We start from the raw sequence: 18,115 nt of genomic DNA on the forward strand, positions 1-18,115 counted from the left end.
GTGGTGTACAAAGGCGTACGCGCTATAGGTCTTCGTTTTCTTCCATCTTGAGCCGTTTTTCTATCTCTTCCAATGGTATTCTGCCGGGTTCTTTTCGTCGCTCCTCAAGAAACTGCATGAACTTCTCACTGTTCCCAAGCTGAGCAACCTCTTTCTCAAAATCGTCGGCAGCCTCTAATACATATTCTTCACCTTCCGGCGTCACAATAAACACGGTCTGTGATCGTGCCGCTTTCAGGAGTTCTTCGAGGGTCATCTGCTGATGACGAAGATCGAGGTTGTAGCTGAGGGGCCGCCCGTGCGCCACGCCGCCCGCCGGGGTGACATTTCACCCGCCGATCCGCCCCGGTGACTTCACCTGCACGCTGACCTGGACATCACTTCAGGTGCGGGATCTCGGCTAAACGGCTACGGGCGTGAGCTTGAAAACTCGGGCTAGTCGCGATGCCGTTTCGACATCTTCCCGGCGCAGCGCTTCTCTAACTTCATCCAGTTTGTGCGCGTCAGCCAGAGACAAATACGGTGACCAGCCTTCATCAGCGTAGAGCAACTCAACGTCAACCTCGGCTACATATACGCCTTCATGAATTAGTTTGGACATGTGCCTTTTGGTCATTGCTTTCTCCTCGTGAAGCCGTTTGACCATTGCCGCGGATCGGGGCGATACGCCGTGATCAGAACCGCTGGCGAAGATGCGTTTTTCGGAATGCCCCACACGACATGGACGGGTTTGCCTTCCAAATCGCTTTGAAGCACCAGAACACACGGACCTTTGGGATAGTCGGGATAGTCCTCCACGATTACCGCGTCCACGATGTTTGCAAGAACGTCTCGGACGAAAAGACCGTCTTCTGCCAACTCGTCGTATCCGTGGGCAGATACTCTGACTTCCCCGCGTTCGATTAGCCGAAGAATTGCCTGGAATGTCTGGCTCATACCGAGATACTACTTGGAAAGAAACAGCGTGTCAATTGGTATCGCGACCGAATCACCAAGCGTGAAGATGACCCGAGAGCGCCGCAGTTTGCGATCAAATTACCCCGAACCTCTTCTGGTAGTAGATCGCCAATATGGTAGTCTACTTCCCAAGTATTGTCATTTTGGTAAAGGTCAGAACCCTGTAAATCTACATAACATTTTGCGTCATTCATAGCGCAGAAAAAATAGTGCAATTTTATATAATTTTAAGTACACTACTTTGGGGGTCGTTTATAAACTGTTCAATAACGAGTACATTCCTTCGTAATATGTTTATCAAACAGAAGTTTCATGCTGTCACAACAGCGAGCGATTGCTCACGGTCTGCCGCATATGCTAAACATGCCCGAATATCTTCCTCTGTCAACTCAGGAAAGTCTTCGATAATTTCTGTAATACTCATACCTGCGGCAAGATATGACAGAACATCATACACGGTTATGCGCAAACCACGGATGATAGGTTTACCACTGCGAATATGTGGATTGATAGAGATAATAGTGCGATATGAGCGTTCCATATTCACCATCCCTGTTACAAAAAGTTGATATAGCCGAGCACTTTACCGAGATTATACCATAATCCCTCGACTTTTGAGGTGATATTTATTCCTGCCCAACGCTCCACCGCTGATCTGCGCCGTACCGATAGATCGAGAAAACAATCGACTGGAAATCAGTTCTCAAAATCGGCGCGATCTCGGGGCCGCGTCGCATAGCGGAGGCAGATCCAGCGGCGTGTTCGGCGGCAATGCTTCGGCACGTATGATTAAGACTCCTACTTTTCGCTTCGCGTGAACCAATCGCAAATCCAGCAAGTAACTCGCCACGGCTGAGAGCAAGGCGGGCCGTGCGCTGGACAATTTCCACTGCGTCAGGATGCCCTTGGTGGTACTTTATGGTACACGTCCGCCATGTTCAGTGTGCAGTCAATTGAAGAGAGATGGATAACGTTATCAGTATTAATTATTTCTGAAAAAAGCCATTGGTGTTCAGAGTGACGAATAAAATGCTCGATATGCTGCCCGTCTTGCGATACAAGGAGATACTCTTGAAGTGAAGGGATAGTACGGTAGTAGTGTGATTTCTTTCCGCGATCATAATTCTCTGTGGAAGGGGACAGAACCTCGATAATGATGGTTGGATTGAGCAAATTATCTTGTGCAGTGTCTTCGTAGTGAACCTCTCCACAAACAACCGTAATGTCAGGATACGTGTATAAATGGTGGCGCTCGACTTTGAGCCTCATATCGCTGGGAAATACCGTACAATTCCGTTGAAAGACCTGGCGGTGAAGGATGGCGACAATATTAGCAGTAATAATGTTGTGAGCAGCACTTGCACCAGCCATGGCAAAAATCTCGCCGCCAAAATATTCGTGCTTTGTCTCGCTACGACGCTCAAAGTCAAGATATTCTTCTACAGTCCAAGTTCGTTTTGGTTGAGCGGTCATTTCTTTCTCCTTCTTTCCCGGTACGTTTGTTCGTGTACTCCATCGCGGTAGCCTCCACTTTTGCCCTTGGCGCTGGCTGAATATCGCTTTTAATCCGACGATATTTCCTGGCTAACTGAGGATGCGGTGAACCAAGCCTCCTACCACTCTCCCGCATATACCACCTGGTATGACTCCACGCTTCCCACCAAGTAGCCCCAGTGCAGTTCGACCAATTGCCGCATGTGCAGCAGATCGTGCGCCACCCAAGCGGCCAGTAGATCGCCTGCCTTGATCCGCCCAAACGGCGCTTCATACACCGCTTCCCAGTTCGGCGAGGTCAACCCTCTCAGCCATCGCGCCGAATCCTCCCGCGCCGCCAGAAAGCCGCCGAGTGACTCCTGGAGGTTTGCCTCGTTGTAGCGGTGCTCTTGCACCCAGCCTTGGGGATTGATTGCCGGCCAGGGCTCACCTGGACGATGAAGGGTGAAGTCCAAGCGGACGCGGAAATCAAGTCGCTCCTCATCGTAGAGATGACCGATTACCTCCAGGATTGACCAGGAAGTCTCGTCCGGCTTCCAGCGGGCTTGGTCGCTGGAGATACCTTGCACGAGAACCCGGATTCTCTCAGCGTCGGCGATCATTTGCTGGACGAAGCGCTCGATTTCCATACCGCCTCTCCCAATTACAGACTGGCCGTGCGCCCAACGCCCGCCTTTACGGGCACCGCTGGCAGGTGTGTGGGTCGGGACTCGCGCCCAGCTAGCCCATACGTTCCTCCTCGAACCGTTTGGGACGTTGTGATACCTGTAGTATAGCATATCTGTTCAGTGGATACCGACGTGTGCGCCGCCGAACGCTCGCCTTCACCTGCGCCGCTGGCGGGCGTGTGGAACAGCAGAGCCGGCGGCACGAGACAGCCGTGTAGATCGAGCCCAGATTTGGGTCGCGCCAGCGGCGTCCGTGTGCAAGGCGATGTTCGGCGGCAGGTTCCTATGGATGCCGGTACACGACATGTACTACGGTTACCGCACGTTTAGGCAAAAGGGTTGACAATTTGGAGCCGTTGTTCGATGACTAAGCCATCCTGCATGTCTTCTGAATACAGGATTGGCACCGTACTTTGGAGCGCACTCGCAATAATGAGCCCATCCCAAAACGAGAGCGAATACTGTTCACGGAGCTTCGAGGCGTGCAGCAGTTGGGCCTGATTCAGTTCAATGACCTGATATAAGGTGTAAAAATCGCCAATAAAATCGCGAATCTCCTGCTCGCTACTCTGGTGTTTCCGAATCATGTTCGTGCACACTTCATTAATGACTTGTGTACTCACCACGAGCGGCTGTCCTGAAGTCATGAACCGCAGGGGCTAAAGCCCCGCGGCTTGTCTCTGGCACGACGGCGGTGCCGCCTCCGAGACGTGCGGCTGCATGACGGCAGCCCTGCCGAGCACACGGATGTTCTCGGCAGCGATCACATCAGCATGACCAGCGCAGCCACACGATGTGCAGCGGAAGACCGCTTGAGCGGGACGATTGGCCTTGTCAATATGCCCACACGCAGGGCAGCGACGCGAGGTGTTGCGCGGATCGACCAGCACCACGGGGATGCCGATCCGTTGAGCCTTGTAGCCGATAAAGGAACGAAGTTGCGCAAACGACCAGCTATGCAGTTGAGCGCGCTGCTGCCGCCTAGCCCTCACCCGCGTGCGCATGCCTTTGAGGTCTTCAAGGCTGATCGCCCGTTTTGTGCGTTCGGCAGTCTCAACGAGGTGTTTGCTGATCGTATGGTTGGTGTCTTTGGCGAAGCGGGCTTCCTGGCCCGCCAAGCGCCGGAGCCGTCGCTTGGCCGACAGCGTGCCTTTCTGTTGGAGCCGGTTGCGCAGGCGACGATGCCGGTACCGCACGTTCTTGATCGTGCTGCCGCTGTGGATCGTGCCGTCCGAGTCCGTCGCGATGTTGGTGACGCCCAGGTCAATGCCAAGCACATCGTCTACGTCCTGGGGATCGGCTTCCTCCACCTCGCACGTGACCAGCAGATACCACGCGCCCCGGTGGAACAGCAGGTCGCTTTCACCCTGGCGTGTGGCGAGCATCTGACGCTGCCGCTCGCCACAGACAAACGGAATGGCCGCTCTCCCGCTCAGAGTCCAGATCGATACCTCCGATGGAGGAAGGGCGAACGAGAGAATGCGGTCATCGTAGGCAATACTGGCAAGCGGGCGAAACGTGCGCTTTGTTTTCTTGTCCAGTTTGTAGGCGTCTCCAACTTTGGCAAGCGCCCGCACGGTCATCTGTGCCGACAACCCGAACCGCTCGCGTATCTGCGCGTAGCACGCCTTCTGGAGCGCAAACTTGCCAAACGTGCGCGTTTCCCACGCAACATCGCTGATGAAGTTGCACGCGGCGTTGGCCGCCTCAAGCGTGCGCCTGAGGAGATCGGCTTGTTCGGGCGTCGGCTGCAACTTCAGTTGTGCAATCAGCTTCATACATTAAATTATAGCACATATGAGCGGTGTGCGCAAGAAGATGGCCCATGTTCGCGGCGCCTCGAGGTGTGGTGTGAGTCCTCCTTGCGCCGCGCCTTTCATTCCTCCGCACGGGCTAAAGCCCGGCGGCATCCTGAAAGGGTTAACTGGTGATCAGGGCACCTGCTTGCTGTTGTTTTTTGGGATCTTGCCCTGTGATAAAGGCATACAACCAGACATTGGTATCGAGAAATGCTCCGGCACGCGTAGTGGTCATACCGATGTTCCATCTTCATGCCCTTCTTCCGATGGTGAGCGCGTATAAATGGCCGCACGAGTCAACGGTTGGAAGGTCGGGTCTTGAATAGGATGCTGAACAAGACGCTCAATAATTTTGCTCTTCTTGGGCTCATCAGTACGCAAAATAATCACTCGTACCACACCGTATACCTGATCACGATACTGTTCGGGAACCTCGATCGTTCCATCTTTCACCCGCGTTTGAAATTCCACCGCAACCATCATATCGCTCATTCCAGCCTCCGTATCGTTTGTGCTGTCATCAGTACTATACCCTATCTTCATTGGTGATGCTACTGCGCACAGGCGCGCTATCAAGGCCGCCGAACGCTGGGCCTCACCTGCGCCGCTGGCGGGCGTGAAGATCGGCGCAGCTGGCAGCACACGATCACCGTGTAGAAACCGCCAGTTTCAGGGCCGCGCCAGCGGCGTCCGCTACGAGCCATGTTGGGCGGCTGGTTGACAAATATGCAGAATATTTGGCTTTAGGATAGTGATATTTTAATCTCGATGTAAGGAATTACTCACCCCCAAAAGCATATCCTCCGACTTTTTTTCTTGTTGGAGGATATGTTTCTGGTTTCTTCCAAGTTATACATGTTACCCTGTTTTCAGGATCGTTTCATTCAGATAATTCACCTCCCATGTCTTCCCAAAAGTCATCGTGGGTGATCCCCGCTCCTGAGGTAATCTCCTGTCGTGCCGTTTGGAGTATCGCTTGAAAGTGGCGCGAATAGGCGACCACCAAGCGCTCTAACTCCTCCTCATCCTCAATCGGAAGCAGGACAGCGATGGCTTTGCCATTGCGGGTAATGACGACAAGTTCATCCTCGCTTGCTTTGAGATAGGCACTAAGTTTTGCCTTGACATCGGCCACTGATGCAATTCTCATAACTCGATCGCCTCCCCTCCGATAAAGACGGTGTCACGCACTTTGACCACGATCGCAAGAATATGCACCTCATGCGTCGCAAGCTGTATCTCGTAAAACACCCGAAACATATTGTCTGGCCCAAACCGAAGTTCCCACGTCGCTGTTTCAAACGCTGGCCGTTTCAGCGATTTCCGATTGCGATTTCCTTCGGTTGGTTCATAGGATAATCGTTCCTGGATGATTGTCCGAATGAGCGTGTAGTATTTGCGATCAATCGAACGGAGATGCTCCTTGACGATAGGCGCATAGATGATCGATGGAACCAGATCCGGCGTCAGGTGCATGCGATGCTGGGCTGCGTGCGGGGGGACTCGGCTGCTGTTCGCATCGTGGTGCGGAATCACCCACGGTACCGCCGTCGGATCGTTCCCCAAGCGACGGGCTTTTATCCAGCCATCAATTGGTTCTTTCCGCATCGTGGTGCAGATTCACCGACCATGCCACAGTCGGTTCGTTCCCGGAGCGACGGGCGCGCATCTCGCTCGTCTTCGATCGGCATCCTCCACATCGTGATGCGGAATCATATGATCGCGCTGCGCATGAGCGGCCCGGAGCGACGGGTGCCGGTCCGACCGGCGATCAACGTTTTTCATGCGCTTGCGCGGATGCTCTTTGATTCTGGTCCCATCTCGTTACGATTCTGCTTGTGTGGCGAGTACCACGATGATCTGCTCGATCGCTTGCTGGAGGACTGGGACATCGCCGGTCGCCGTCAGCCACACTTGATCCAAATCGACTCGAAAGTAGTGATGGATGAGTTTATCGCGCATCCCGGCAATATACCGCCACGGCAGGTGCGGATACTGGCGACGCAGGGGCTCCGAAAGCTGTTTGACGGCTTCGCCAATAATCTCGAGTTGCCGGATAATAGCGTCTTGGTATAATGATTAGGCACGAAATTGTGCCTCATCAATCATTCCAAGGTATATTTGAATTTGCACACAGGCGTCGCGAATGTGCTGAAGATAGAACTGATCAGGCGGACTCATATACCACCCGGAGATCGCGGAACACCTGGTCACGCAAATAGGGGCTTAAAGACCCATCGGTTAACAAATCGACCGTTCGGGGAAAAAGAGCAGCCAGTTGCTCTTCAAAGGCTAAGAAGGCGATCAGGCTTTTGGGGACGCGAAACCGCACCAGCAGGTCGATATCGCTATCTGGTCGTGCTTCTCCTCGAGCGGTTGATCCAAAGACCCCCAGATAGATTACCCCGTTCCGCTGGCATAATTGCACCAGTTGTGGATAATCAATGGGTAATCGGGCCATATCAAGGCGTGGTGTTTCCTGCATAGCACCTCCCACAACGTTCGACACACGTAGTATACCATAGCGGTGATTGACGTCAGAGGGTGGTGAGCGTTCCCAAAGCAGCCCAACATGAAGTAGACGGCGATTCGGCGGCCTAGATCAGCCTTACCCGTGCTATGCCGCAATGATACCACCTAAATCGCCCCTCTATGGTGCTACGCCGCACGGGTGCCACCTAGATCGGCCCTCTATGGTGCTACGCCGCACGGGTGCTGCCTAGATCGGCCCTCTATGGTGCGACGGTGCTTCATGTGCCGTCTCTCCACCGTGCGCACTCTACGGCACCACGCATCGTTCCTCTCCATGATCCAGGAGACCGTGTCATCCAACCTGATCGAACAGTATCAATCATAGGAGCTATTGGAACCTTGATTCACCTTTATGGAGATACGTCCCAATGGCGTTGCCACCGAGCCCGCCTCGGCTGCTCGATCAGGTACGCGTTGCTATCCGCCGGAAACACTATTCACACCAATTGGATTGAGCGATCTCCATAGGTAATGCGACCAAGGCGCATTGGAACGTGAGGTTGCGGCTTCGACCCAGAACCAAGCCCTAAGAGCACTGCTCTCCCTCGCTCGTGAAGTCCTGCGGCAACCGCGATACCGAAGATAAGGTGTTTCAGACACTAGCACATAGAAAATAGCCCGAGCGCATCAGAACGCGCTACGCAAAGCCAACCTGTAACGTAGCCTGAAACCTTGCCGAAGTCGGCATGGGTTCCACGCTCCTTGTGAACCATGCGCACAGCGGCGCGATCGCATCGTCCTCCTTGGTGCCCCTGACTGGCGGTGGGGCAAGGGTTGCTCAATGGAGTTGCGGGCAGCGGGCGGGACGCCCGCGTACCCAGGCTCGCAAAGTATCAGAAAACGGCATTCCCAGAGCAGTTAGGCAGCCCAACGCTGACGGCTCACGGTTGCATAGTGGTCAAGCAACTCATCAAGGACATGCGGCCACGAGCGCTGTTCGGCAGCAGCACGCCCGGCATGGCCCATCGCGAGGCGCTGTTCGGGATTGGCGATGAGGCTGCGCAACCGTACCCGCAGATCGCTGGCGACGCCAGGCGCAAAAAGGTAGCCTGTTTGATGATCACGCACCAGATCAAGGGTGCCGCCGCTTCGCGCACCGACCACCGGCAACCCCGAGGCCATCGCTTCCTGGATCACCTGCCCAAACGTGTCGGTATCCGAGGGAAAGACAAACGCATCAGCCGAGGCATACGCGGTTGCCAACTCCTGACCTTTGAGGTAGCCGGTAAAATGGATGGGAAGCCCGTCGGCACGCCGTTCGAGTTCTGAGCGGAACGGGCCATCACCAACCACGACCAGACGCACTTTGTCAAGCCCGCGCAGCGCCTCGGGCAAGAGATCAACCCGTTTCTCGGCGGCCACGCGCCCAACATAGAGCAACAGGCTCTCGCCAGGTTGACAGCCGACCGCTTCACGCCAGGCCGATGAGCGGAGGCGGGGATGGAACTGTTCAGTGTCAACCCCACGCCCCCAGAGGCGTAAACGGCGAAAACCCGACTGGCGCAACGTCTTGATCGTATGCGTCGACGGGCAAAGCGTCACGCGGCAGCGATTATGGATCCAGCGTAACCAGCGATTGACGCCAGCCTGAAAAAAACCGAGGCCATAGTGGCGACTGTAGGCCCCAAAATCAGTATGATACGAGCCAACCAGGGGAAGATTGAGGTTCTGGGCAACAAAAGGCACCATCACGCCTGCAACCGCCGGGCCAACAAGATGGAGGAGATCGGGGCGGAAACGCCGTAAATGAGCGGAGAGTCCTGGTTGGGGGGGTGTCAGTTTCACTTCGGGGTACATTGGCAGGGGCATCCCATTGAGGGGGATAATCTGGGCACCGGCATAGGTTGAGGGGGCATCATGGGGCGCAAGCAGCAACACCTCGTGACCGCGGTGTTGCAGATATTCAAGCAACCGACAGAGCGTGGTCGTCACTCCATTGACATCCGGCAGGAAGGTCTCGCACATTAAGCTAATCCGCATAGACACCTCACCACTAGCTCGCATCGTCACGCTGCCAAGTGTAGTGGGGTTGCATTAGCTTCAGGTTATCGTTGTTTTAACAGGGGATGAAAGGCATGTTATTCTTCGCCTGCAACGGCGAGAACCAATTCAATCAAGAGATGGCCGTGACGAATGAGATCGTCAAGAGCGATATGCTCATCAGGGCCAAAGGGCAGGTTGTCGGGGTAGGCAAGGCCAACCGAGGCCACAGGGCAATGAAGGCGTTCGACAAACAACTCCAGGGGCAACGTAAAAGCGCCCGCAGGGACAGTGGGCAACAGTGCATCAAAGACCGTTGCGCCCGCCGCAGCGACCTGGCGAATAAAGCGATTATCGTGAGGCGTATGGGCTGGTGCATAGCCACCCGGCAAGCGCTCGGTGGTAACATCAGCAAAGCCACCTTCATCAAGGCACGTGCGTAACAACCGGGGCACCACCTCGGGGCGTTGACGCGGTACCAGTTGAAAATCGAGCACGGCGGTTGCCACCGAGGGCAACAAAGCCAGGTTGTGCTCGGGTTGGCAATGCATGCTACTCAGGTTACAGGTTGGCAGGGTAATCTCGGCGCGTACCAACGCCACACCACGCATGCCAAAGAGAAACTCATCGGCCCCCCACGCGGCCAGACGCCCCGCTTCATCAAGGCGCAACTGGCGCAACGCGGCATTCTCTTCCCGCGAAGGGCCTTCGACATCATCATAAAAGCCCGGAATGCGAATATCTTCGTCGGCACCTTTGATACTTGCCAGCGCCCAGGTCAGCCGCCAGAGTGGATTAGATAAAGACGGTGCTGCCCCCGGAGGCAGCGGATGCGTCGGCCCCCTTGCACTCAGGCTCATCTGCAGAAACCCTTTGCTCCCGCTGTAGCAGAGCGGAATCCCTGCGGCATTGCGATCACCGATGCTGCCCAGGCAGGCATCGGCACCAATGAGGTCAGGGCAGGCATCGAGGGCAGCGGCAAGCGTGGGTGAACCAAGCAAACCTCCGCCATCGGCGACAATGACAAGGCCGCAGGGCAATTCACCATAGGTCGCGAGCAGGGCCTGGATAGCCTGCATGTGGGCCGCCAGCGGGCCTTTGCCTTCGGCAACCCCACGCCCATAGAGCGCCCCATCACGCTCGGCAAGCTGGTATGGATTGTGTGACCAGGCCCGCCAGGGGCCAGGTGGAGCCGCATCAAACCGATGGTAGAGCAGCAACGAGGCCGGATTGCGCCCCGCACGCCGCCCGATCACCACAGGCGGATGCCCAGTGGCAACATGCACCTGCATGCCAAGCCCGCGCATCATCGTCGCAAGCAACTCGGCGCTGGCGCGCAGATCATCCTCTTGCCCGATGCTCGATGGTTGCGCACAGAGCACACTCAAGGTGTGAATCAGTTTATCCGTCAGCAGAAAGGGTAATGCTGACACAGTTGGGGCTCCTGCTCTTCTTTATTCTTTCTTGTGGTGATCCTTGTCATTATAGCACGCCGCCTTGCTCCTTGACAGACTCTTCATTCCAGCTATTCTGGCAAAACGGGCCACCTTCAGTAGCCTGTTTTGCCAGAATAGCTGAGATTCTTTACAATAGGTGCAGCGACGACAACTTGATTGAGTCGGGCAGGTGCAAACAGGTGGAAGAACCTTTAGAGTCCGGGCGGGTTCGCATTATTGCGATTGCCAACCAGAAGGGCGGGGTTGGCAAAACGACCACGGCAGTGAATCTTGCGGGTCATTTGGCCCAACGAGGGCAACGGGTGTTGCTCGTTGATGCCGATCCCCAGGGCAATGCAACCACGAGTCTTGGCTTTGCAAAGCGTGAATTGAGCGCAACAACGTATGATCTATTGATGCAGCATCCTGAGGCGAAACAGGCGATTATCTCGTCTGGACGTGATCATTTTGACCTGGTGCCCGCCGATGAGGATCTCGCGGGGGCTGCCGTTGAACTTGTTGCCGCTGAACGCCGCGAGCGCCGCTTGCAACAAGCCCTGGCTTCACTCGACACACACTATGATCATGTGTTGATCGATTGCCCTCCTTCCCTCGGGCTTCTGACGCTCAATGCGCTCTGTGCTGCCGATAGCGTGCTGATCCCCCTCCAATGCGAATACCTGGCGCTCGAAGGTCTGGCGCAGTTGAAGTTGACCATTGACCGGGTGCGCGAAGGCTTGAATCCTCGTTTGCGCATCCTCGGCGTACTGATGACCATGTACGATGGGCGCACCAATCTCGCGCAGCAAGTGGTGAATGAGGTGCAACGCCACTTTCCCCGTCTGATCTTTCGTACCCTCATTCCGCGGAGTGTGCGGCTCTCGGAAGCACCCAGCCATGGCAAATTGATCGCTGAGTATGACCCGCAGAGTCGCGGTGCGATCTCATATGCGGCCTTCGCCGAAGAGGTGCTGCAACGCGAGGAGCGTAGCTCATGAGTCGACGACGTGGCCTCGGTAGCGGTCTCGATGCGCTGATGTCCAGTGGCGCGCCATCTAGTTCGTCCAGTGCGATCCGCCAGATCCCCCTTGATGCGATCCGCTCTAATCGCAGTCAGCCACGTTCGCACTTTGATGAGCAGGCCCTCGATGAACTGGCCGCGTCGATCCGCGCGCACGGGTTGATCCAGCCGGTCATTGTGACCGAAGATGACGAAGGTGGCTATGAGTTGATCGCCGGCGAACGCCGCTGGCGTGCCGCCCGCCGCGCCGGGTTACACGAAGTGCCCGCCCTCGTCAAGAGCACCACCCCCCAAGAGTTGCTCGAACTCGCCCTCGTTGAGAATGTGCAACGGGCTGACCTCAATGCGCTCGAAGAGGGTCAGGCCTATCAGACGCTCAAGGATGAGTTTGGCTTGACCGATGAGATGATCGCTCAGCGTGTCGGCAAAAGCCGGGTCACGGTCGTCAATACCCGACGGCTGATCAAGCTCGCCCCGGTAGCCCGCCAGGCGCTGCTCGATGGCACGATCAGTGCCGGTCACGGGCGCGCTTTGCTCCGCCTCGAAGAGCCCACCGAACAGTCCGCCGTGCTCGAGTTGATCGTGCGCCGCGATCTGAGTGTGCGCGAGGCCGAACGCATGGCCGAGCTCGCCCTCCATAAACAGGTGCATCCAGCGACCCGCGAGGCGCTGTTGCACGGTACCATCAGTGCCGCCCACGCTCAGGCGTTGCTGCGCCTGGAAGATCCTGCCCTGCAGACCGCTGCCCTCGAACAGGTGCTTGCGCTTGGCTTGAGTACCCGGGCGAGCGATCAATTCGCCGCGTTGTTGAGCGAGGGAGCATCGTTGGCGTCAGCCGTTGAACAGGTACGCGGCGCACCACCATCGGCCTCCTTGGCACCCCGCACACCTACGCCTACCACCGACGATGAGCCACGTCCCAACAGGCGCAGTCCGGTTGACCCCAATGACGAAGAGGCCCGCCGCCTCTTCGAGAACTTGCTCGAAACCCCGGTACAACTGGTACGTACAGGCCGCGAGATCCGCTTGACGATCACTGTTTATGACGATGGGCAACTCCAACAAATTTACGAACGTCTCACTGGCACGGAATAAGCATCAAGCAGGAGAAGCACACAGCATGAGCCTCATTATCGCCTTTGGCAATCCTGTCTATGATGAAATCATTACCCCTTGCATCCGTACCGATGGCCGCGTGCTTTCGGGGTGCTCAACGAATGCCTGCCTCGCGCTGAGCCGTCTCGGCCACCAGACGGCGCTGGTGGGCCGGGTTGGGGCTGACTATTACGAGCGTTTTTGCGCCGATCTGCAGCACTATGGCATCACGGCCTATGCCACGCCGAGCGAACAGACCGGCGGCTTTCGCCTGATCTACGATGAGCGTGGCGATCGTACCCTTGATGTGCTTGGCATTGCGCCGCCCATTACCGAGGTGCCAACATGCTGTACCGACGCAGTGGCGCTGATCGTCGGTCCGATCTTGCAAGAGACGTCCGTCAGTCTGATTGAACAGCTTGCCGCTGCCACAACGGCGCCCATTTTGCTTGATCCCCAGGGGCTCTTGCGCGAGATCGGGGAAGATGACCGGATCGAGCATCGTGTACCCGCTGATTTTGCGCGGGCGGCCCGCCATTGCACCGTGATTAAAGCCAATGAGGTCGAGACGTATGTCTTGACAGGCATTGACCCGCGAGCCAATGGCTCCGCAGCGGTACGTGCCCTGCGCGAGCTAGGCTGCCAGGTTGCGATTGTCACGCTCGCCGAGGCCGGTTCGTGGATCGACAATGGCGAGCGTCAGTGGCGCATCCCTGCCTATACCACCGAGGCTCGTGATCCCACCGGAGCAGGTGATACGTATCTCGCTGGTTTTTTGCATGCGTACTTGCAAGACCAGACCAATCTCTATCGGGCTGGATGCGTCGGTGCCGCAACCGCCTCGATCTGGATCGAACATACTGGCCCCGATGCGCCTATTTCGCTTGCTGAAGTTGAACGGCGCACAAGCCTCTTGCTATCCTGCAACCCTGACGCTATACTTGATTGAATATAGTCGTCTGTACCATCCGGCCTCACCGGTTTTGATGAAGATTCAATCGTACATCGGGTCTATGGTAGTGCCGACTTCAGTCGGCTTCCGGCTCAGCCGACTAAAGTCGGCACTACCTGATGTAATTCTTCAAAACCATGAAGACCGGTGAGGTCTGGCGCAGGGTGCTAGACGAAGAACAGTCTTCTTATCACTGAAAGCAGGAGCAACGATAATGATGCCATTTCTTGCACGCTTTCGTGCGATCTATGAAACGATCTCGCTTCCCCTCGGGCGGATCTGCGTGCGCCTAGGCATTACCCCCGATGCACTGACCTATCTCAGCCTTGTGCTCAGTGTCGGGGCCGGGTATGTGCTGTCACGGGGCTGGTTTGCTTGGGGAGTGGCGGTGATCTTGCTGGTGGGCGTGGCTGATGTGCTTGATGGCGCAACTGCCCGCGCTGGCGGAACCGCCAGTGCGTATGGAACCGTCCTTGATCATGTGACCGATCGTTATGCCGAGGCTTTTATCCTCGGGGGGATTATGCTCTCGGGGGTCGTCAAGCCCCTCTGGGTGCTCTTTGCTCTCGTGGGCATGTTGATGGCAAGCTATGTTCGCGCACGCGCCGAGGCGACCCATAAACTCGTGTCGTGCAACGTGGGCTTTGCCGGTCGCCAAGAAAAACTTGGCTTGTTGATTGTGGGCCTGCTCTTGCACCCGCTCTTTCCAGAATTCAATCTGTTACACTGGGCGATCATTGCGATTGGCGTAGCTTCACATATCACCGCAGCGCAACGCCTACACTATACGCGCCAGATGCTGGTTGGGATAAATGACCACCGTGATCTTTCGCAAGGATCAGGGGTAGCCTGAAGAAAGGAATATCTTGCGATGCCATTGAGTGATGCCGAAGTAGCCCACGTCGCCCGCCTCGCCCGCCTTGGTCTCTCGGACGAAGAGCTTGCGCTGATGCGCGATCAGTTGTCGCATATCCTGGAATATATCGAATTGCTGCAAGAGGTTGATGTCAGTGGGGTTGAGCCGACGGCGCAGGTGACGGGTTTGGTCAGTGTGATGCGCCCTGATGTGGTGAAAGGTGCGCTGAGCCGCGATGAGGTGCTGGCAAATGCGCCCGATCAGCGCGATGGCATGTTCCGCGTCAAGCCTGTGTTCGAAGACTAACTGCCGCTGCAACAACTAGGCCCAGCCCACCGTCATAGCCTTAGCGAGGTGATGTGCGTTCGAAAGGATGAGGCAATGTATAACGGCAATAGCAGTGGTCAAGGCCCTGTGCGCGTGGGTGGCTGGTATATTAAACCGATGTATCTCTATATCGGCGCAGCGATTCTTGTTGTGGCGGCGATCTTTTTGATTATGCGTTTTCTCGGCACGAGTCTGGCGATGCACTTTGGGGCGTTTGCCGGGATCTTGTTGCTCGTTGGCAATCTCCGCGAGTTGATCGGCCAGTCCTATGGCGATCGTGGCAGTACCGCTCTGCTCAATGTGCTCGTTGGCGGCGGCTTGATCTTTGCCTGGCTCTCCCAGTTCTTTGGTGTGTTGCTCTGGGTGCCGGCGCTGATCCTGGTCGGCATTGCGACCCCGCTCATCTTTGGCCGCTCGTCAGTCTACCGTGGCTACCTCACGGCCGCCCGCTCGGCGGTTGATACGGTGAAACGCACCGTCGTCCGTTAGACGTTTGCCGTGATGCGCAAATCTGCGCGTCACGGCATGATTACCGCACGATCAAGCTGGTACGCCAATAACCGCAATTGCCCTACCTGCGGCCCTTGCTGGGCAATCAGATCCAACGCACTCGGCACAAAGGTGGCACTCTCGGTCGTGATGACGATGTGACTCCCTTCGGGTTGGGTCGGTAGCGGGAGGCAGACCTCTTCGAGGCTACGCGTGAGGGCGATGCGTCCGACCTGCTCCTCACCAACGCTTACCGTCACTACCGGTAGCTCCAGATCCTCTGGCCAGCCAAGTCCGCTCAGGTGGAGGCAGATCTGCTGTGGCGCGCCGTTGCCCGCCCCGGGGAAGCGCAGCATGGCCGTGCCGGTCGCCCAACGCGTGGTGGTGCCGAGATCAGGATCGTAGCGGCCTAAATAAAACCCTTTGATGTAGCCAAGGTCGTTGTCGTCGGCAAGTTCAAGGCGATCGTCCGGCAGACGCGGCGGGTAAAACCATTGCCACGTCCAGGTCACCGGGTTCTGGTCGTCGACCAGCGAAGGCCCAAATTCGCGTCGCGCCGCCTCCAGGTCGCCCATCTGCCGCAAGAGTTCGCCGGCAACAACGGCTGTCTGCCAACCGGCCAGCGGGCGATTCGGTTGTGTCGCGAGCCGGTCAAGCCCTGCCTCCGGTCTTGCTTCCAACCCATCGAGCAATGGTGCGCCAACGGCGGACGTATAGGGCGGCAAGCTCGGCGACGCCAGGGCCGCCCGCGCTGCAACACTGTCACCACCGCCAAGCGCTGCGCGCAACACTTCTTCTTGCAAAAAGCCTTGTCGCGCTGCCAGCGCCAACCGCGTGTTGGCGATGCTCGACGGGTATGGGCCGAGGAACGATGACCAGGTTGCGTCGGCCCCGGGCGCACGTGGCTCGAAATAGGCGTAGGGCGCTGCCGCCACTAGCAACAGCAGGCTCGCCAACAGGCCGCACGCAGCCCCGTAACGTGTGCGCAAGGTTGCGCCGAGTTGCGGCAGGTGCGCCAGGGCTACTCCGGCGAAGATCAGGGCAAACGGCATCAGCGGAACGCGAAAGCGGTTGATCGCAAAGAGCAACGGCGCCGCCGCAAGATTGTAGAGCAGCCAGAGTCCGATCAGGCCAGCGAGGACGTGCGCGCCTGTGCTGCCCGGCCCGGCCCGCTGCCGCGTGCGCAACGTCGCCCAGCCCAGCAGACTCAGTGGCAAGACCAAGACATAGATCAGGTCGTCAAGCGTGACCAGCGCCAGCGTATACCAGACGGGCAGCCTGCCGAGCGCAAAACCACGGCTCAACCGTTCGTCGCCGGTATAGTTGATCTTGAAGAGATCGATCAGTTCCGTCAAACTCTTGATCACAAAAGCCAGCGGCTTGGCCTGCAACAGACACAGCGCCTCGGCGCTCAACAGTTGCTGCCGATCACCCTGGCGCAGCGTCGCAACCGTCGCCAGCGCCGCCATCAGACGCGGATCTTCGCGCGCATAGAGGCACGCCGCCGGACGCGCTACGCTTCCATCAGGATAACGCCGCTCGCTGAGCAACTCCTCGCGTTGCGCCACACTCAGTTCGGGCAACAGCAGCGCAAGCACAAAATTCCGGGTTGGCTCATCACTCCGCCCGCCATCATAGGCCGTCCGTGCGCCCAGCGCCAGGTTGAACGCGCCCGTCGTATCGACGGTGATTAGCCCGCCATAGGCGCGACTCGCATAGAGCGACCAGGGCACGACGATCATCCCAAAAGCGCCAACTACCAGGCCTACCTGCACCATCGCCTGACGTAGCCTCGCCGTCGCACGCCAGGTCGTCAGCCCCACCCAGGCCAGCACCAGCGGCACAAAGCCGAGCGTCAACCCTCGGGTCAGGGTTGCGAGGCCCAGCAGCATGCCTGCCGCCAGCAGGGGCAGGATGATCTGGGGAAGAAAACCGCCCCCGCTCGCCCGACTCTCCCCAGCGCGACCGGGGCGGGCGGGATCTTCCTCATGCCTCACCCAAGCCCTGGACCAGACGCCAAACATCAGCATCGCCACCAGCAACAATGTCGTGAACAAGGTCTCACTCAACAACAATTGCGCATAACTCGCCAGTGGCAGATAGACCGCCATCCCGAGCGCCGCCAATCCGGCCGCAACGCGATCACGCCGCTCACCACCCTCCCCCGGACGCACAACCAGCAACACCAGCAGGTAGGTCAAGACAACATTCACGAGACTCAAGAGCGTCTGCGTGACAAAAATCGGCCCGAGGTCGCGTCCAAAGAGGCTAACATGCGCCGCCACAAAGAGCGGATAGAGCGGTGCGCGTGTCCAGAGGTACTGCGTATGCCAGGCAAAACCTCGCCCATTGGCAAGCCAATCGGCTGACGCCAGATACTCGGCTTCATCCGAGATAAGCCCCACGCGAGGCAAGCGATCCCACAAGGCCAGCCGGAGCGCCACCCCGATCAACAGGGCAAGCCACAGCAGCCAGTGCGTGCGGAACATCATGCCAGCGCGCCTAAAAT

22 protein-coding genes are annotated in these 18,115 nt (G+C 57.3%); 6 read left to right on the top strand and 16 right to left on the bottom strand.

Features of this window, described 5'->3' with window-relative positions:
* Nucleotides 1-22: 22 nt before the first annotated feature.
* The 15 genes from EYB53_RS06075 to EYB53_RS06145 all read right to left on the bottom strand — a co-directional run bounded on the left by EYB53_RS06075 (nucleotide 23) and on the right by EYB53_RS06145 (nucleotide 10,863).
* A complete protein-coding gene (locus EYB53_RS06075) occupies nucleotides 23-256 on the bottom strand; it encodes a phosphate acetyl/acyltransferase (protein WP_135477304.1) in 234 nt (77 codons plus the stop codon).
* A gap of 144 nt (nucleotides 257-400) precedes the next feature.
* Nucleotides 401-616: a hypothetical protein gene (locus EYB53_RS06080; RefSeq protein WP_135477305.1), complete on the bottom strand. Its 216-nt coding sequence runs from the start codon at nucleotides 614-616 to the stop codon at nucleotides 401-403.
* Entirely contained in the window at nucleotides 613-936 is a 324-nt protein-coding gene (locus tag EYB53_RS06085; protein WP_135477306.1) for a DUF4258 domain-containing protein, read from the bottom strand. The genes EYB53_RS06080 and EYB53_RS06085 overlap by 4 nt, the downstream gene beginning before the upstream one ends.
* A gap of 331 nt (nucleotides 937-1,267) precedes the next feature.
* The gene (locus EYB53_RS06090) at nucleotides 1,268-1,498 is read right to left on the bottom strand and encodes a DUF433 domain-containing protein (protein ID WP_205712592.1); all 231 of its coding nucleotides are present in this window, start codon (nucleotides 1,496-1,498) and stop codon (nucleotides 1,268-1,270) included.
* A 353-nt stretch (nucleotides 1,499-1,851) separates the two neighbouring features.
* Nucleotides 1,852-2,430 (bottom strand): Uma2 family endonuclease, encoded by a 579-nt coding sequence (locus EYB53_RS06095; protein WP_135477308.1) that lies wholly within the window; start codon nucleotides 2,428-2,430, stop codon nucleotides 1,852-1,854.
* Nucleotides 2,431-2,570: 140 nt separating this feature from the next.
* Entirely contained in the window at nucleotides 2,571-3,080 is a 510-nt protein-coding gene (locus tag EYB53_RS06100; RefSeq protein WP_135477309.1) for a DinB family protein, read from the bottom strand.
* A 365-nt stretch (nucleotides 3,081-3,445) separates the two neighbouring features.
* The gene (locus EYB53_RS06105) at nucleotides 3,446-3,766 is read right to left on the bottom strand and encodes a PIN domain-containing protein (RefSeq protein ID WP_135477310.1); all 321 of its coding nucleotides are present in this window, start codon (nucleotides 3,764-3,766) and stop codon (nucleotides 3,446-3,448) included.
* Nucleotides 3,767-3,778: 12 nt separating this feature from the next.
* Complete coding sequence (locus EYB53_RS06110) at nucleotides 3,779-4,897, bottom strand: RNA-guided endonuclease InsQ/TnpB family protein (RefSeq protein WP_135477311.1); 1,119 nt, start codon at nucleotides 4,895-4,897, stop codon at nucleotides 3,779-3,781.
* Between the two features lie 252 nt (nucleotides 4,898-5,149).
* A complete protein-coding gene (locus tag EYB53_RS06115; protein ID WP_135477312.1) occupies nucleotides 5,150-5,410 on the bottom strand; it encodes a hypothetical protein in 261 nt (86 codons plus the stop codon).
* A gap of 388 nt (nucleotides 5,411-5,798) precedes the next feature.
* Nucleotides 5,799-6,068, bottom strand: coding sequence for a type II toxin-antitoxin system Phd/YefM family antitoxin (locus EYB53_RS06120; protein WP_135477313.1), 270 nt, complete (start codon nucleotides 6,066-6,068; stop codon nucleotides 5,799-5,801).
* The gene (locus tag EYB53_RS06125; RefSeq protein ID WP_205712593.1) at nucleotides 6,065-6,526 is read right to left on the bottom strand and encodes a hypothetical protein; all 462 of its coding nucleotides are present in this window, start codon (nucleotides 6,524-6,526) and stop codon (nucleotides 6,065-6,067) included. Before EYB53_RS06125 ends, EYB53_RS06120 begins: the two co-directional genes overlap by 4 nt.
* Before the next feature lie 216 nt (nucleotides 6,527-6,742).
* Nucleotides 6,743-6,979: a HepT-like ribonuclease domain-containing protein gene (locus EYB53_RS25550; RefSeq protein ID WP_371879073.1), complete on the bottom strand. Its 237-nt coding sequence runs from the start codon at nucleotides 6,977-6,979 to the stop codon at nucleotides 6,743-6,745.
* A 106-nt stretch (nucleotides 6,980-7,085) separates the two neighbouring features.
* The gene (locus EYB53_RS06135) at nucleotides 7,086-7,403 is read right to left on the bottom strand and encodes a nucleotidyltransferase family protein (protein ID WP_254150923.1); all 318 of its coding nucleotides are present in this window, start codon (nucleotides 7,401-7,403) and stop codon (nucleotides 7,086-7,088) included.
* A 905-nt stretch (nucleotides 7,404-8,308) separates the two neighbouring features.
* Nucleotides 8,309-9,430 (bottom strand): glycosyltransferase family 4 protein, encoded by a 1,122-nt coding sequence (locus EYB53_RS06140; RefSeq protein WP_135477314.1) that lies wholly within the window; start codon nucleotides 9,428-9,430, stop codon nucleotides 8,309-8,311.
* A 98-nt stretch (nucleotides 9,431-9,528) separates the two neighbouring features.
* Entirely contained in the window at nucleotides 9,529-10,863 is a 1,335-nt protein-coding gene (locus EYB53_RS06145) for a M20/M25/M40 family metallo-hydrolase (protein ID WP_135477315.1), read from the bottom strand.
* A gap of 203 nt (nucleotides 10,864-11,066) precedes the next feature.
* Between EYB53_RS06145 and EYB53_RS06150 the strand changes: the two genes are divergently transcribed.
* The 6 genes from EYB53_RS06150 to EYB53_RS06175 all read left to right on the top strand — a co-directional run bounded on the left by EYB53_RS06150 (nucleotide 11,067) and on the right by EYB53_RS06175 (nucleotide 15,606).
* Entirely contained in the window at nucleotides 11,067-11,864 is a 798-nt protein-coding gene (locus EYB53_RS06150; protein ID WP_371879072.1) for a ParA family protein, read from the top strand.
* Nucleotides 11,861-12,982: a ParB/RepB/Spo0J family partition protein gene (locus EYB53_RS06155; protein WP_135477317.1), complete on the top strand. Its 1,122-nt coding sequence runs from the start codon at nucleotides 11,861-11,863 to the stop codon at nucleotides 12,980-12,982. The genes EYB53_RS06150 and EYB53_RS06155 overlap by 4 nt, the downstream gene beginning before the upstream one ends.
* 25 nt (nucleotides 12,983-13,007) lie before the next feature.
* Nucleotides 13,008-13,931, top strand: a complete 924-nt coding sequence (locus tag EYB53_RS06160) for a PfkB family carbohydrate kinase (protein ID WP_135477318.1) — start codon at nucleotides 13,008-13,010, stop codon at nucleotides 13,929-13,931.
* Between the two features lie 217 nt (nucleotides 13,932-14,148).
* Entirely contained in the window at nucleotides 14,149-14,787 is a 639-nt protein-coding gene (locus EYB53_RS06165) for a CDP-alcohol phosphatidyltransferase family protein (RefSeq protein ID WP_135477319.1), read from the top strand.
* Between the two features lie 18 nt (nucleotides 14,788-14,805).
* The gene (gene gatC / locus EYB53_RS06170; RefSeq protein WP_135477320.1) at nucleotides 14,806-15,096 is read left to right on the top strand and encodes an Asp-tRNA(Asn)/Glu-tRNA(Gln) amidotransferase subunit GatC; all 291 of its coding nucleotides are present in this window, start codon (nucleotides 14,806-14,808) and stop codon (nucleotides 15,094-15,096) included.
* A gap of 75 nt (nucleotides 15,097-15,171) precedes the next feature.
* Nucleotides 15,172-15,606 carry a hypothetical protein gene (locus EYB53_RS06175; protein WP_135477321.1) on the top strand — a complete coding sequence of 145 codons (435 nt, stop codon included), beginning with the start codon at nucleotides 15,172-15,174 and terminating at the stop codon, nucleotides 15,604-15,606.
* A gap of 29 nt (nucleotides 15,607-15,635) precedes the next feature.
* Here EYB53_RS06175 and EYB53_RS06180 read toward each other — a convergent pair whose 3' ends face one another.
* Entirely contained in the window at nucleotides 15,636-18,098 is a 2,463-nt protein-coding gene (locus tag EYB53_RS06180; RefSeq protein WP_135477322.1) for a hypothetical protein, read from the bottom strand.
* Nucleotides 18,099-18,115: the final 17 nt, after the last annotated feature.

The organism is Candidatus Chloroploca mongolica (assembly GCF_004762035.2).
In the GTDB taxonomy this organism is placed as follows: Bacteria; Chloroflexota; Chloroflexia; order Chloroflexales; family Chloroflexaceae; genus Chloroploca; species Chloroploca mongolica.

Excerpts from the sequence above, each read along its gene's own strand:
- EYB53_RS06075 (WP_135477304.1), bottom strand. The coding sequence starts at position 256 with ATGACCCTCGAAGAACTCCTGAAAGCGGCACGATCACAGACCGTGTTT.
- EYB53_RS06080 (WP_135477305.1), bottom strand. The coding sequence starts at position 616 with ATGACCAAAAGGCACATGTCCAAACTAATTCATGAAGGCGTATATGTA.
- EYB53_RS06085 (WP_135477306.1), bottom strand. The coding sequence starts at position 936 with ATGAGCCAGACATTCCAGGCAATTCTTCGGCTAATCGAACGCGGGGAA.
- EYB53_RS06090 (WP_205712592.1), bottom strand. The coding sequence starts at position 1,498 with ATGGAACGCTCATATCGCACTATTATCTCTATCAATCCACATATTCGC.
- EYB53_RS06095 (WP_135477308.1), bottom strand. The coding sequence starts at position 2,430 with ATGACCGCTCAACCAAAACGAACTTGGACTGTAGAAGAATATCTTGAC.
- EYB53_RS06100 (WP_135477309.1), bottom strand. The coding sequence starts at position 3,080 with ATGGAAATCGAGCGCTTCGTCCAGCAAATGATCGCCGACGCTGAGAGA.
- EYB53_RS06105 (WP_135477310.1), bottom strand. The coding sequence starts at position 3,766 with ATGACTTCAGGACAGCCGCTCGTGGTGAGTACACAAGTCATTAATGAA.
- EYB53_RS06110 (WP_135477311.1), bottom strand. The coding sequence starts at position 4,897 with ATGAAGCTGATTGCACAACTGAAGTTGCAGCCGACGCCCGAACAAGCC.
- EYB53_RS06115 (WP_135477312.1), bottom strand. The coding sequence starts at position 5,410 with ATGAGCGATATGATGGTTGCGGTGGAATTTCAAACGCGGGTGAAAGAT.
- EYB53_RS06120 (WP_135477313.1), bottom strand. The coding sequence starts at position 6,068 with ATGAGAATTGCATCAGTGGCCGATGTCAAGGCAAAACTTAGTGCCTAT.
- EYB53_RS06125 (WP_205712593.1), bottom strand. The coding sequence starts at position 6,526 with ATGCGGAAAGAACCAATTGATGGCTGGATAAAAGCCCGTCGCTTGGGG.
- EYB53_RS06135 (WP_254150923.1), bottom strand. The coding sequence starts at position 7,403 with ATGCAGGAAACACCACGCCTTGATATGGCCCGATTACCCATTGATTAT.
- EYB53_RS06140 (WP_135477314.1), bottom strand. The coding sequence starts at position 9,430 with ATGCGGATTAGCTTAATGTGCGAGACCTTCCTGCCGGATGTCAATGGA.
- EYB53_RS06155 (WP_135477317.1), top strand. The coding sequence starts at position 11,861 with ATGAGTCGACGACGTGGCCTCGGTAGCGGTCTCGATGCGCTGATGTCC.
- EYB53_RS06160 (WP_135477318.1), top strand. The coding sequence starts at position 13,008 with ATGAGCCTCATTATCGCCTTTGGCAATCCTGTCTATGATGAAATCATT.
- EYB53_RS06165 (WP_135477319.1), top strand. The coding sequence starts at position 14,149 with ATGATGCCATTTCTTGCACGCTTTCGTGCGATCTATGAAACGATCTCG.
- gatC (WP_135477320.1), top strand. The coding sequence starts at position 14,806 with ATGCCATTGAGTGATGCCGAAGTAGCCCACGTCGCCCGCCTCGCCCGC.
- EYB53_RS06175 (WP_135477321.1), top strand. The coding sequence starts at position 15,172 with ATGTATAACGGCAATAGCAGTGGTCAAGGCCCTGTGCGCGTGGGTGGC.
- EYB53_RS06180 (WP_135477322.1), bottom strand. The coding sequence starts at position 18,098 with ATGATGTTCCGCACGCACTGGCTGCTGTGGCTTGCCCTGTTGATCGGG.